Source organism: Sphingobacterium sp. BN32, assembly GCF_030503615.1.
Classification (GTDB): domain Bacteria; phylum Bacteroidota; class Bacteroidia; order Sphingobacteriales; family Sphingobacteriaceae; genus Sphingobacterium.
This window is the reverse complement of sequence record NZ_CP129963.1, coordinates 1,703,190-1,716,032: the sequence shown is the minus strand read 5'-3', so window position 1 is coordinate 1,716,032 and position 12,843 is coordinate 1,703,190. Positions and strand designations below refer to the sequence as shown.

Genomic DNA, 12,843 nt, shown 5'->3' with positions numbered 1-12,843 from the left:
TAATTTGCATTCCATTTTGAAATCATTTTCTTTGCATGAAATCTATTAAAAATAAATGGCGAAAAATCTATTGATAGTCGAGTCTCCGGCAAAAGCAAAAACAATTGAAGGGTATTTAGGGAAGGATTTTCTTGTGAAGTCCAGCTATGGTCATATCAGAGATTTGGTAAAGACTGATGATGCAATTGATACGGAAAACAACTTTAAGCAGAAGTATGAAGTACCTGCCGATAAGAAAGCGATTGTCAGTGAATTGAAAAAGTTGGCAAAAACTGCAGAGACAGTATGGCTAGCATCCGATGAGGACCGCGAGGGAGAGGCTATTTCATGGCACTTATATGAAACTTTGGGTCTGAAGGATGAGAATACAAAACGTATCGTCTTTCATGAGATCACCAAGCCAGCCATTTTAAAAGCGATAGAGACGCCTAGAAAAATAGATTTCAATTTAGTAAATGCACAACAAGCACGCCGTGTATTAGATAGATTAGTGGGTTTTGAATTATCACCTGTATTGTGGAGGAAAGTTAAGCCCTCTCTTTCCGCAGGTCGGGTTCAGTCTGTTGCTGTACGTTTAATTGTAGAGCGCGAGCGTGAGATTAATAGATTTGAAGCAGAAGCATCTTATAAAGTAGTTGCGATATTTAATACAGGAAAAGCTCGTGAACAATTCAAAGCCGAATTACCACAGCGTTTCCAAACCTCTGTGGAAGCGGAGAAGTTTTTAAAAGACTGTGTTGAAGCTAGCTTCACAGTGGGGAGCCTAGAAACTAAACCTTCGAAAAGAACGCCTGCAGCCCCTTTTACAACCTCGACTTTGCAACAGGAAGCCAGTAGAAAGCTAGGCTTTTCGGTAGCTAGGACGATGCAGGTTGCACAGCGTTTGTATGAGGCCGGACGCATTACCTATATGCGTACCGACTCGGTGAATCTTTCTGATACAGCTTTACAGGCTGCTAGAGCAGAGATTGTAAGTGCCTACGGGGATCAATACCATAAACAAAGACAATACCGTACGAAGAGCGCAGGAGCCCAAGAGGCACACGAGGCGATTCGTCCAACATATTTCAACGAGCACTCTATCGATGGTGACAATTCAGAGCGACGCCTTTATGAGTTGATTTGGAAAAGATCAATCGCATCACAAATGAGCGAAGCTGAGTTCGAGAAAACGACGGCAAAAATTGATGTGTCTACACGTAAAGAAGACTTTGTTGCCACCGGAGAAGTATTGAAATTTGATGGCTTCTTGAAAGTATATATGGAATCGACCGACGATGATCAGGATGGGTTGGATGATGGCGATTCTGAAAACAAGCTATTACCTCCATTGACGACCGGCCAGGACTTGCAGTTGAAGAATATGAACGCTACAGAGCGTTTCTCACGTCCTTCCGCTCGCTTTACGGAGGCTTCTTTGGTAAAGAAATTGGAAGAACTTGGAATCGGACGTCCTTCTACCTATGCGCCGACTATTTCGACTATCCAGAATAGAGGATATGTGGTAAAGGAGGATCGCGACGGTAAAGAACGTGTATATGAAGTGATCAGTTTAGAGAACGGACAAGTTTCCAGTACAAAGAAAACGGAGATTACCGGTGCTGAACGCAGTAAATTATTCCCAACCGATATCGGTGTGCTGGTAAATGATTTTCTAGTTCAACACTTTAATGATATTGTCGATTACAATTTCACTGCTACGGTAGAGAAGGAGTTTGACGAAATTGCACAGGGATATAAAGAATGGACAGACATGCTCTCGAATTTCTATGGCCCGTTCCATACGGAAGTGCAGGACACGCTTGAAAATGCAGACAGAGCAACGCATGAACGCGAGTTAGGTGTTGATCCTGCGTCCGGAAAACCAGTGTCGGTTCGTGTAGGTCGATTCGGACCACTTGTACAGATAGGGTCTGCTGACGATGAAGAGAAGCCTCGCTTCGCTTCTTTGCGCAAGGGCCAGATGATCGAAACGATAACCTTTGAAGAGGCGATGGATTTATTCAACTTGCCTAAGAAGGTTGGGGAATTTGAAGAGAAAGAAATGACGGTTGCAATCGGTCGTTTCGGACCTTATATTCGCCACAACAGCAGCTTCTATTCTTTACCTAAAGGAGTGGATCCTTTGGACGTAACTGAGGAGCAAGCTGTAGAGATTATTAAAGAAAAACGCCAGAAGGATAAAGATAAGATTATCAGAGTTTTTGATGAAAATCCTGAAGCAAAGATTGAAAACGGTAGATGGGGACCTTTCGTACGTTTTGGAAAGCAAAACTTAAAGATTCCGAAAGGAACGGAAGTGGAAAAGATTACCTACGAGGACGTGTTGAAATGGGCTGAAGAGGATAGCAAAGGTGGTTCTGCAAAGAAAGCGACGAGAACTACTAAAACCACTAAAACGGCGAAGGCAGCTAAGCCAGCAGCGAAAGCAAAAAAGAAGTAAGCTATGAAAAAAGACTTACCTTTAAACATCGTTGAAGACATCTCGATTGCGGTCGTATTAGAGTCTGAGGCACCCGGGGCGAAGGTTTGGAATGTGTATCTGATCAACGAGAAGGATAAGGCGATCCAGAATGTGTTGGTATCTTCCAAAGGGTATGGTGAGAAAGATGGTCGCAAAGTGATTACGACAACCTTACGCCACTTTATCGGTGATATGGACGCTCATTCATCGCAAAAGATTGAAGCTATTGATATTCAAGTGTTTGGTTTAACCAATGAATATTGGTTAAGCTACTATATCGATGGTGTAATCTATGATAAAAAGTATATTTTCCTGCCAGACAGTATTGTTGATGAGAATCTGATCAAGATTCCATTGGTCAATAAGCCCGGCGTAATGATCGGAGGAACAAACTAATGAAAAATGGCAACTTCGTGATTGCAATAGATGGATTCTCATCTTGTGGTAAAAGTACCGTGGCAAAAGCTTTAGCCAAGAAATTGAACTTTGTGTTTGTAGATAGCGGGGCGATGTATCGCGCCGTAACGCTATATTTCCAACGTAATAATATTAGCCTGAGTGATGACGCTGCGATTAAATCGGCTATTGAAAACATCCATATCGATTTAGTTCCTCTCGCGGATAAAACGCAGGTACTCTTAAATGGTGAAGATGTATCTGATGCAATCCGAACGATGGAAGTGTCGGAATATGTGAGTGAGGTTAGTGCAATTAAAGCTGTTCGCCATGCAATGGTAAAGCAGCAGCAAGCCTTAGGGGCAAAGCGTAACATCGTGATGGACGGTCGCGATATCGGAACAACCGTATTTCCAAATGCTGATTTGAAAGTTTTCATGACAGCTAGTCCTCAAGTTCGTGCGGAAAGAAGATTTGCAGAGCTTACTGCAAAAGGAGAGGTCATCACCATGGAAGAGGTTAAAGATAATCTGTCCCACCGTGATCATATTGATAGCACCAGAGAGGAAAGCCCATTAAGACAGGCAGATGATGCCGTCGTATTAGATAATAGCGAATTAAATCAAGAAGAACAATTAGCGTTTGTTGTTGACCTGGTCAACAAAAGAATGCAAACCGCATAAAAAAAGCTGGCTTATTCATAAGCCAGCTTTTTTCCTATTTCATATTGTCAATTTCGTTTTGTTCACGAAGCTTGTCAATATTGTTTTTCTCACCAAAATCATCGGTCTTAGTTTGAAATGCTTCCAATATCTCTCGGATAGCCTCGGAGTTATCAGCAGTACGCTGATAAATTTCAGGGATTTTTTTCTCAATAGTCTTATCGCCCAATTCGATATTGTCGACTTCTACTTTCGCAATCTTTTCTAAAACTGCTTGTTGACTATTTCTAATGTCTTCCAATTCCCTGGATATTTTCTCCATTAAGTCAAATTTCTTCAATTTATCCATAAATTCTACTTCATTAGTTTATAATATATAAACGTGGCAACCGCGATTTTGTTTTAAGATCTTTGGTTTTAACGTTTTTTAAGTATTCTTTGTAACCCTCTAGCCAATCGAGTTATCTGTGCCTATGTTTATAATTAATTACTTAATGAACATAGAAATCACAAATTCATATTAGCGCAAAAAAAAAGACCCTATACAGGGTCTTAAGTCTTATATCTAAAGTCTTATAGCTACTTATTGTATGCTTTCAAGCCTTCTTCCAGACAAACTAGTGCCTTTTTTAGATCATCTTGATTTAACACATAGGCAAGACGAACTTCATTCTGGCCAGCGCCTGGAGTAGAGTAGAAACCTGTAGCAGGTGCCATCATCACCGTTTCATTGTTGTAATCAAACTTCTCTAACATCCATTGGCAGAATTTATCTGCATTGTCAATCGGAAGCTTAGCAACTACGTAAAAGGCACCGCCTGGATTAGGACAGAACACACCATCAATGTTGTTTAGTCCCTTTACTAAGACATCTCTTCTTGCTGTATACTCTTTAGATACCGCTTCAAAATAGCTATCCGGAGTATCGACAGCGGCCTCGCCCGCAATTTGTCCCTCCAAGGATGGACTTAAGCGTGCTTGAGCAAACTTTAAGCAGGTTTGATACAGCTCTTTGTTTTTGGTGATGATACAACCGATACGAGCACCACATGCAGAGTAACGTTTAGAAACGGTGTCAAATACAACAACGTGTTGCTCTAAACCTTCCAAGTGCATTGGTGACAAGAACTCACGCCCGTCATAACAGAACTCACGATAAGCTTCGTCTGAGAATAAGTAAAGATCATATTTCAAGCATAGCTCGCGCAAGGCCTCAAGTTCTTCACGTGAGTAAAGGTATCCCGTTGGGTTATTTGGATTACAGATTGCAATAGCTTTCGTTTTTTCCGTGATTACCTTTTCGAACTCCGCGATAGACGGCAAAGCAAAGCCATTGTCTATATAAGACATAATAGGCTTTACAATAATATCTGCAGAGCAGGCAAATCCATTATAATTGGCATAGAACGGCTCCGGGATGATAACCTCTTCACCTGGGTTTAAACAAGCCTGCATAGCAATTGTGATTGCTTCAGAACCTCCGTTGGTTACTAGGATATCACTTGGCGTAATGTTATAGTTAAGTTTGTTATAATACTCAGCCAACTTCGTACGATACGATAGAGTCCCTTCCGAAGCAGTATATGCCCATACTTTGAAATCAATATTCTTCAAAGCGTTTAACATGACTTCAGGAGTCTCGATATCTGGCTGACCAATATTTAGATGATAGATCTTTTTTCCATCTCTTTTAGCCTGATCGGCAAATGGTGTAAGCTTTCTAATGGGTGACGCAGGCATTTGTATGCCCTTTTGAGAGATTGTTGGCATTATAATTTGTTTTCGTTTTGACTGCATCAAATTTACGAATAATCTTCGAAGGAAAGGTTATAAATAACGAAGCCATTCTGTTTATAGAATGGCTTCGCTAAATAATATTCTAGATATTGTTTTATTCTACTATACCTTTTATCGTCAAAGTTTTAACAGGAGTCTTTGTATTTGATTTTACGATGAAAGACTTCGTAAAAGGCCCTTTGGTTTCCGCATTGAACGTTACTTTAATGGTTCCTGCTTCACCTGGTTTTACTGGGCTTTTTGTAAACTCTGCTACTGAACATCCACAAGTAGGTTGAACGTCAGCAATTATGATTGGTTCATCGCCAGCATTGTTGAACTTATATTCGAAAGAAACTGGTTTGCCTGCTGGAATTCTTCCAAAGTCATGCGTTTCTTTTTCGAACTTAAATTCTGCCGCCAACATTGTCATTGCTGTTAAACTAATAAACGCAATTACCACCGCACATATACTTGTAATTTTTTTCATTGCTTCAATTTGTTTAGTTGTTTTTTATTTACTTGTAATACTCAAATCTAAGACCAATTTTATAAAAAACCAGCCTATAGCATACAGATTTGCCTAAATCAACAATAATATTACAAAAACTTTAAATGATTCCTTCTTTCAGAATATCCTGAATATGAATAATTCCTGCATATTTCCCCTCATCCGTTACGACCAATTGAGAAATGCTGAACTGACGCATGGTATGTAAAGCATTCACAGCCAATTCATTCCTGTCAATAGTCTTCGGGTTAAGACTCATGATGTCCTTGGCGCTCAAACGGGAGATATCCTCATGTTTTTCAAGCATACGTCGAATATCCCCGTCCGTAATAATTCCGAGGATTTTATCATACTCTAATACCACCGTCGCTCCCAAACGAAACTTCGTAATTGATATAATCACATTTCGAATGTCCATAGTAGGTTCGACGATTGGAAGACCATTATTGTCTGACAAGTCGCCCACGCGTAAGTAAAGCTGCTTTCCTAAGGCGCCACCTGGATGGTATTTCGCGAAATCACGATCGGAGAATTGTCTTTCCGTTTGTAAAGCTACAGCGATCGCATCTCCCATAGCAAGCTGAACGGTCGTACTTGTCGTAGGGGCTAGGTTATTGGGGCAAGCCTCGCGCGTGATCGTCGTATCCAAGATATAATCAGCTTGTTCGGCAAGGAAGGAGTTTCGGTTTCCAACAATTGCCACAAGCTTATTGTTGGTTTGTTTTAGGAAGGGTACTAGCACTTTAATCTCTGGTGTATTACCACTTTTGGAGATGGCAATAATCAAATCCTCTTGCTGAATGATTCCTAAATCGCCATGTATCGCGTCTGCTGCGTGCATGAAAATTGACGGTGTACCTGTAGAATTTAACGTTGCGACAATCTTCTGCGCAATAATCGCGCTCTTGCCGATTCCCGTAATGATAACTCGGCCATTTAAACTAAGTATTGATTCAACAACCTTAACAAAATCATCATCAATTCTTTCTGATAATGCAAGGATGTTTTTCGCCTCTAACTCAAAGGTGTTCACGGCAACCTTTTTGATATCTGTATTGTTTTTCACGTAAAATTTACTTATTTTTATTCTTCAATTTACATCACAAAAATACACTATTTGGGGCGTATTCCTAATGTTGTAAAGTCATCTAATTTAACATCGCTAGGTGAATGGAAATAGAAAAATCACTATTTGACAATTTACAGGATTTTTTTGGGTTTGATAATTTCAAAGGAGATCAGGAAGCCATTATCACAAATGTGCTAAACAAGAAAGATACCTTTGTTATTATGCCGACGGGCGGTGGCAAGTCCATCTGCTATCAACTACCTGCGTTAATGAGCGAAGGAACAGCTATTGTGATCTCGCCGTTAATTGCGCTTATGAAAAATCAAGTAGACCAACTGAGAGCCTTCGGTGGTCGAGACAGCATTGCACACTTTTTGAACTCCTCATTGACTAAGAATGAGATTCTACGTGTAAAACAGGATGTAACAGAGGGTAAAACCAAATTGTTATATGTTGCACCGGAATCCCTGGCCAAGGAGGACAATGTGGCATTTCTACGGAGTATTACCGTGTCCTTCGTCGCTGTCGATGAAGCGCATTGTATTTCGGAGTGGGGACATGACTTCCGCCCGGAGTATCGTAAAATCCGACAAGTCATCAATGAAGTAGGAGATAACATCCCTATTATCGCGCTGACGGCCACTGCGACACCAAAGGTACAATCTGATATTCGCAAGAACTTACAGATGAATGATGCTCATTTATTTAAGTCTTCGTTTAACCGGACGAATCTTTATTACGAGGTTCGCCCTAAGCAAGACGTTATTAAGGAGATTGTTCGCTTTATAAAAAATAATACCGGTAAGGCCGGTATAGTCTATTGTCTTAGCCGTAAGAAGGTAGAAGAGATTGCTGAGGTGCTGAATATCAACGGTATCAAAGCTTTACCATACCATGCGGGGCTGGACGCCAAAACGCGTGCTGAAACGCAGGACAAGTTCCTGATGGAAGATATCGAAGTCATTGTTGCGACGATAGCTTTCGGTATGGGAATCGACAAACCAGACGTTCGTTATGTTATCCACCATGATATTCCAAAATCTATGGAAGGGTATTACCAGGAGACAGGACGTGCAGGACGCGATGGCGGTGATGGCTTTTGTTTAGCATTCTACTCGGAAAAAGACGTAGAGAAACTGACTAAGTTCATGAAGGATAAACCGGTTTCTGAGAAGGAAATTGGCACTCAGATCTTAAAAGAAGTTATCGACTATTCAGAATCTGCAGTGTGTCGCAGAAAGCAGATATTGTACTATTTCGGAGAGAAATTCGACGAAACAGGCTGTAACAATATGTGTGATAACTGCCGTTCGCAAAAAAGTTATTTCGACGCCGAAGAATCCCTATTGCAGGTATTGAACTTCATTAAAGAGCAAGGTGATAAGTTTGATGACCAACATATTATCAATGTAATGATTGGTCAGAACAACCAACCAATATCATCCTATAAGCACGACACTCACCCTTTATTTGGCTCAGGTAAAGAATTGGGAGTGAATTATTGGAATTCACTGATCCGCCAAGCGGAATTCTCCGATTTTATCAAGAAAGATATAGACCATTACGGACTCCTACAATTGACGGAGACCGGCAAAAAATATATCAGCAACCCTTACCCGATTAAATACATCATCAACCGCCCGATGGAAAAGGCGCGCGGAGATAGCTCCGATGGTGCAGCGGGACACAGCAGTACCTTGGATGCCGAACTATTGAAAATGCTGAAAGATCTTCGCAAGAAGATTGCCAAGCAGAAGTCACTTCCACCATTTGTGATCTTTCAAGACCCGTCGTTAGACGAGATGTGTACTCATTATCCTATTTCTACGGAAGAGCTCAAGAAAATTCAGGGCGTAGGATCTGGGAAAGCAATGAAGTTTGGTGCACCTTTCGTTGAGTTGATTAAGAAATACGTTGAAGACAACGATATCGACAGACCGCAGGATTTGGTGATCAAAAGCACGGCAAACAAATCTGCATTGAAGGTTTCCATCATTCAGAATATCGACAGAAAGATCAGCTTGGAAGATATTGCATCGTCTAAGGGAATCAGCTACGAGGATATGCTGAAAGAGGTTGAATCTATCGTCAACTCAGGTACGAAGCTGGACATCGGATACTTTGTCGATGAGATGATCGATCCGGATCGTCAGGATGAGGTTTATGATTACTTCAAATCTGCGGAGAATGATAGCATCGATAGTGCATTGAATGAACTAGGAGAGGAGGACTATTCTTTCGAAGACATTCAGCTTATGCGCATCAAATTTATATCAGAACTAGGAAATTAATAATAGAATATGATCAATACTTATTTGCCAAATATCAAGAATGCAGATTCTGATGCATTCTTCTTAATGGCAGGCCCATGTGCAATCGAAGGCGAGGATATCGCGCTTCGTATCGCTGAACGTATCGTTACGATTACAGATAAATTCAATATCCCCTATATCTTCAAAGGCTCATACCGCAAAGCAAATCGCTCAAGAGTAGATTCTTTTACCGGAATTGGCGATGAAAAAGCTTTAAAGATTCTCGAAAAAGTAGGGAAGACCTTCGGTGTCCCTACGGTAACAGATATCCACGAAAGCCATGAAGCAGCAATGGCTGCTGCCTACGTAGATGTGCTACAGATTCCAGCATTCTTATGTCGTCAAACGGAGCTATTGGTCGCTGCAGCGCAAACTGGAAAGGTCGTAAACATTAAAAAAGGACAGTTCCTAGCAGCAGAATCCATGAAGTTCGCTGTAGATAAGGTTAAAGATTCTGGAAACGACAAAGTATTCTTAACCGACCGCGGTAATACTTTCGGATACCAGGACTTAATCGTCGATTTTCGCGGAATTCCAACCATGCGCGACTTCAACGTCCCAACGGTAATGGACTGTACACACTCTCTGCAACAACCGAATCAATCGTCCGGAGTAACCGGCGGTAAACCAGAACTAATCGAGACAATTGCCAAAGCAGCAATCGCTGTTGGTGCCGATGGACTATTTATCGAAACTCACCCAGATCCTGCAAACGCAAAATCCGACGGCGCAAATATGCTGCACCTAGACCTTTTAGAAGGATTAATGGAGAAATTGATCCGCGTAAGACAGGCGGTTGTTTAGTCTAGATATTAGATTTTTTTTAGTAGTTAGTAGTTAGTACCTAGTATTAAGACCTTTTGCGGATAATGATTGTTCATTGTTTTGAACCAAGAAAGGAAGGATGAAAAAGATGAGCAGGATCCTGTAAATCCCTAAATCCTTCCTTTCCTGGTTCAAGACAAGAGCATCCTGCCAATCCTTCCATCTTTCTTTTCCTGGTACAAAGACAGCACCATCCTGACAATCCTTTCATCCTTCCTTTTCTGGTTCAAAGACAATACCCTCCAAAATCAAAAAAAAGGCGCCTAGTCGGCGCCTTTTCAATGTCTAATATCTAATGTCTAACATCTAAAATCTCTACTCAAAATACTCTTTGATACGTTCGAAGAAGGACTTCTCACTCTTACCTGGTTGAGGTTTAAAGTTTGCGGATCCTTTCAATTTCTCCAAAAGTTCTTTCTCTTCTTTCGAAACAGTCTTTGGTGTCCATACATTCACGTAGACCAATTGGTCGCCTTTGTGGTAAGAATTCACTTCCGGCAATCCTTTTCCTTTTAAGCGTAAGATTTTACCGCCTTGAGTTCCTGGGTCGATCTTAATCTTTGCTTTACCGTCGATAGTCGGAATTTCTACGCTTGTGCCTAACGCTGCATCTGCAAAGTTGATATAAAGATCATAAATTACGTTGATGCCATCACGCTTTAAGGTCTCATGCGGAATTTCTTCAACCAAGATAATTAAATCTCCAGGGATACCTCCACGAGGGGCAGCATTACCTTTGCCACTCATCGACAATTGCATACCTTCGCTTACACCTGCAGGAATGTTGATAGAGATTGTTTCTTCACCACGCTCTAATCCTTCACCCTTACAGGTTGTACATTTCGCAGTAATCTCAACGCCTTCACCATTACAAGTAGGGCAGGTGCTTGTTGTTTGCATCTGACCTAAGATGGTATTCGTCACGCGACGAACAGAACCGCTACCACCACACGTGTTACAGGTATGGTAAGAACTCTTATCTTTAGCGCCAGTACCGCTACAGGTATGGCAAACTACTTGCTTATTTACTTTAACCTTTTTCTCAACGCCTTTCGCAATCTCCTCTAAGGTCAATTTCACTTTTATACGTAAGTTACTTCCGCGTTGCACACGACGGCCACCACGGCCTCCGCCACCACCACCAAAGAAACTCTCAAACGGATTACCACCGCCGAAGATATCGCCAAACTGACTAAAGATATCTTCCATATTCATACCGCCGCCACCATAACCGCCAGCAGCAGAATTACCCGCATGACCAAACTGATCATAACGCGCACGCTTCTCCGAATTGCTTAATATCTCGTAAGCTTCAGCAGCTTCTTTAAATTTATCTTCCGCTTCCTTATCGCCCGGATTTTTATCTGGGTGATACTTAATAGCTAATTTACGATAGGCACTCTTAATCTCCGTCACTTCGGCAGTGCGGGAAACACCTAGGACATCGTAATAATCTCTCTTTGACATTTTATTTTTCTTATTGACCTACTACAACTTTTGCAAAACGTAATACGCTGTCATTTAAGAAATAGCCTTTCTCAATCACATCAATTACTTTATTCTTTAAATCGTCGCTAGGTGCAGGGATAGAAGTAATAGCTTCCTGGTACTCCGGATCAAATGGTTGCCCGATCACATCCATTTCTTTGAGTCCTAATTGCTCCATTGTTTTGCGGAACTTCGTATTCACTAGGTCAACGCCCTGTTTTACGCTGTCGTCGTTAGGAATATCTTTCATAAAAGACATCGCACGATCGAAATCATCTAATACAGGTAATAATTTCACTAACACCTCTTTTCCCGCTGATTGCATTAAATCAAGTTTCTCTTTGGATGTGCGTTTTTTATAGTTGTCAAACTCCGCAACTAAACGTGTATATCTGTCATTAGACTCTGCCAATTTGTTGCTTAGGCTTTCTACTTCGTCAACTTCAGGGTTCTCAACGTTTGTCGTCGAATCTGTCTCTTCTGAATTTAAATGCTCGTCTTGAATATTTTCGTTTTCGTTCATCATCACCTTTAAATTATATTCTTAAATCTGTTTCAATCAATTCTTTTGCCAATAAAAAAAATCCGACAGCCTGTCAGTGTTTTATATGTTTACACTTGCAAAATGTCGGATTATTCAGATGAATGTCAGTTTTTAGATGCTGACATTGTCATGCAAACCACCATCCGAAGTACGGATAATGCGTGCAGGCATATTCTTAATAATTTGATAATCGTGGGTAGCCATTAATACCGCTGTACCTGAAGAAGCAATATCACGCAATAATAATACGATCTCCTCGGAAGTCGCCGGATCCAAGTTACCCGTAGGCTCATCGGCCAAAATAATCTCAGGGTTATTCAATAAAGCTCGGGCAATAACAACGCGCTGCTGCTCACCACCCGAAAGCTCATGCGGCATTTTCTTCAATTTCGAACGCAGACCTACTTTCTCCAATACATCAAGCATGCGGTTCTCAATTAAGCCTTTTTCCTTCCAGCCAGTTGCACGAAGCGCAAACTCTAAGTTCTTCTCAATTGTACGGTCATTCAATAAGTGAAAATCCTGAAATACAATCCCTAACTTTCTGCGCAAGAAGGGAACATCGTTTTCATGAAGCTTCTTCAAATCAAATCCAGCGACCATGCCTTCGCCATTAGCGATATAAAGATCACCGTAGATAATCTTCAATAAACTACTCTTTCCAGAACCAGACTGACCGATTAAGTAAAGAAATTCGCCCTGAGCAATATCTAAATTTACATTAGATAAAACCAAGTGCTTCTGTTGGTATATATCGACGTTCTTAAGTTTTATAACCGTATTTTCTCTCATATCT

General features: G+C 41.0%; 12 protein-coding genes. 5 read left to right on the top strand and 7 right to left on the bottom strand.

What is annotated here, in order from left to right:
* Positions 1–55 precede the first annotated feature (55 nt).
* The 3 genes from topA to cmk are packed head-to-tail and all read left to right on the top strand — an operon-like array spanning position 56 to position 3,543.
* A complete protein-coding gene (topA, locus tag QYC40_RS07120; RefSeq protein ID WP_301993235.1) occupies positions 56–2,443 on the top strand; it encodes a type I DNA topoisomerase in 2,388 nt (795 codons plus the stop codon).
* A gap of 3 nt (positions 2,444–2,446) precedes the next feature.
* Positions 2,447–2,860: a hypothetical protein gene (locus QYC40_RS07115; protein WP_301993234.1), complete on the top strand. Its 414-nt coding sequence runs from the start codon at positions 2,447–2,449 to the stop codon at positions 2,858–2,860.
* Positions 2,860–3,543 carry a (d)CMP kinase gene (gene cmk / locus QYC40_RS07110; RefSeq protein WP_301993232.1) on the top strand — a complete coding sequence of 228 codons (684 nt, stop codon included), beginning with the start codon at positions 2,860–2,862 and terminating at the stop codon, positions 3,541–3,543. Before QYC40_RS07115 ends, cmk begins: the two co-directional genes overlap by 1 nt.
* 34 nt (positions 3,544–3,577) lie before the next feature.
* On the opposite strand, the gene QYC40_RS07105 is transcribed toward cmk, so the two are convergent.
* The 4 genes from QYC40_RS07105 to QYC40_RS07090 all read right to left on the bottom strand — a co-directional run bounded on the left by QYC40_RS07105 (position 3,578) and on the right by QYC40_RS07090 (position 6,875).
* Positions 3,578–3,871, bottom strand: a complete 294-nt coding sequence (locus tag QYC40_RS07105) for a hypothetical protein (protein WP_301993231.1) — start codon at positions 3,869–3,871, stop codon at positions 3,578–3,580.
* A gap of 230 nt (positions 3,872–4,101) precedes the next feature.
* Positions 4,102–5,292, bottom strand: a complete 1,191-nt coding sequence (locus tag QYC40_RS07100) for a pyridoxal phosphate-dependent aminotransferase (RefSeq protein ID WP_301993230.1) — start codon at positions 5,290–5,292, stop codon at positions 4,102–4,104.
* A 121-nt stretch (positions 5,293–5,413) separates the two neighbouring features.
* Positions 5,414–5,788 carry a DUF1573 domain-containing protein gene (locus tag QYC40_RS07095; RefSeq protein ID WP_301993229.1) on the bottom strand — a complete coding sequence of 125 codons (375 nt, stop codon included), beginning with the start codon at positions 5,786–5,788 and terminating at the stop codon, positions 5,414–5,416.
* 121 nt (positions 5,789–5,909) lie between these two features.
* Positions 5,910–6,875 carry an SIS domain-containing protein gene (locus QYC40_RS07090; protein ID WP_301993228.1) on the bottom strand — a complete coding sequence of 322 codons (966 nt, stop codon included), beginning with the start codon at positions 6,873–6,875 and terminating at the stop codon, positions 5,910–5,912.
* Positions 6,876–6,979: 104 nt separating this feature from the next.
* On the opposite strand from QYC40_RS07090, the gene recQ reads away from it, so the two are divergent.
* Positions 6,980–9,169 (top strand): DNA helicase RecQ, encoded by a 2,190-nt coding sequence (gene recQ, locus QYC40_RS07085; RefSeq protein ID WP_301993227.1) that lies wholly within the window; start codon positions 6,980–6,982, stop codon positions 9,167–9,169.
* A gap of 9 nt (positions 9,170–9,178) precedes the next feature.
* Positions 9,179–9,994: a 3-deoxy-8-phosphooctulonate synthase gene (kdsA, locus tag QYC40_RS07080; RefSeq protein ID WP_301993226.1), complete on the top strand. Its 816-nt coding sequence runs from the start codon at positions 9,179–9,181 to the stop codon at positions 9,992–9,994.
* 336 nt (positions 9,995–10,330) lie between these two features.
* On the opposite strand, the gene dnaJ is transcribed toward kdsA, so the two are convergent.
* From dnaJ to QYC40_RS07065, 3 genes are all read right to left on the bottom strand, one after another.
* Positions 10,331–11,482 carry a molecular chaperone DnaJ gene (gene dnaJ, locus QYC40_RS07075; RefSeq protein ID WP_301993225.1) on the bottom strand — a complete coding sequence of 384 codons (1,152 nt, stop codon included), beginning with the start codon at positions 11,480–11,482 and terminating at the stop codon, positions 10,331–10,333.
* 10 nt (positions 11,483–11,492) lie between these two features.
* Complete coding sequence (locus QYC40_RS07070) at positions 11,493–12,029, bottom strand: nucleotide exchange factor GrpE (protein WP_301993224.1); 537 nt, start codon at positions 12,027–12,029, stop codon at positions 11,493–11,495.
* Between the two features lie 129 nt (positions 12,030–12,158).
* A complete protein-coding gene (locus tag QYC40_RS07065; protein ID WP_149525954.1) occupies positions 12,159–12,839 on the bottom strand; it encodes a cell division ATP-binding protein FtsE in 681 nt (226 codons plus the stop codon).
* Positions 12,840–12,843: the final 4 nt, after the last annotated feature.

Coding starts and splice junctions, on each gene's coding strand:
- topA (WP_301993235.1), top strand. CDS start 56: ATGGCGAAAAATCTATTGATAGTCGAGTCTCCGGCAAAAGCAAAAACA.
- QYC40_RS07115 (WP_301993234.1), top strand. CDS start 2,447: ATGAAAAAAGACTTACCTTTAAACATCGTTGAAGACATCTCGATTGCG.
- cmk (WP_301993232.1), top strand. CDS start 2,860: ATGAAAAATGGCAACTTCGTGATTGCAATAGATGGATTCTCATCTTGT.
- QYC40_RS07105 (WP_301993231.1), bottom strand. CDS start 3,871: ATGGATAAATTGAAGAAATTTGACTTAATGGAGAAAATATCCAGGGAA.
- QYC40_RS07100 (WP_301993230.1), bottom strand. CDS start 5,292: ATGCCAACAATCTCTCAAAAGGGCATACAAATGCCTGCGTCACCCATT.
- QYC40_RS07095 (WP_301993229.1), bottom strand. CDS start 5,788: ATGAAAAAAATTACAAGTATATGTGCGGTGGTAATTGCGTTTATTAGT.
- recQ (WP_301993227.1), top strand. CDS start 6,980: ATGGAAATAGAAAAATCACTATTTGACAATTTACAGGATTTTTTTGGG.
- kdsA (WP_301993226.1), top strand. CDS start 9,179: ATGATCAATACTTATTTGCCAAATATCAAGAATGCAGATTCTGATGCA.
- dnaJ (WP_301993225.1), bottom strand. CDS start 11,482: ATGTCAAAGAGAGATTATTACGATGTCCTAGGTGTTTCCCGCACTGCC.
- QYC40_RS07070 (WP_301993224.1), bottom strand. CDS start 12,029: ATGATGAACGAAAACGAAAATATTCAAGACGAGCATTTAAATTCAGAA.
- QYC40_RS07065 (WP_149525954.1), bottom strand. CDS start 12,839: ATGAGAGAAAATACGGTTATAAAACTTAAGAACGTCGATATATACCAA.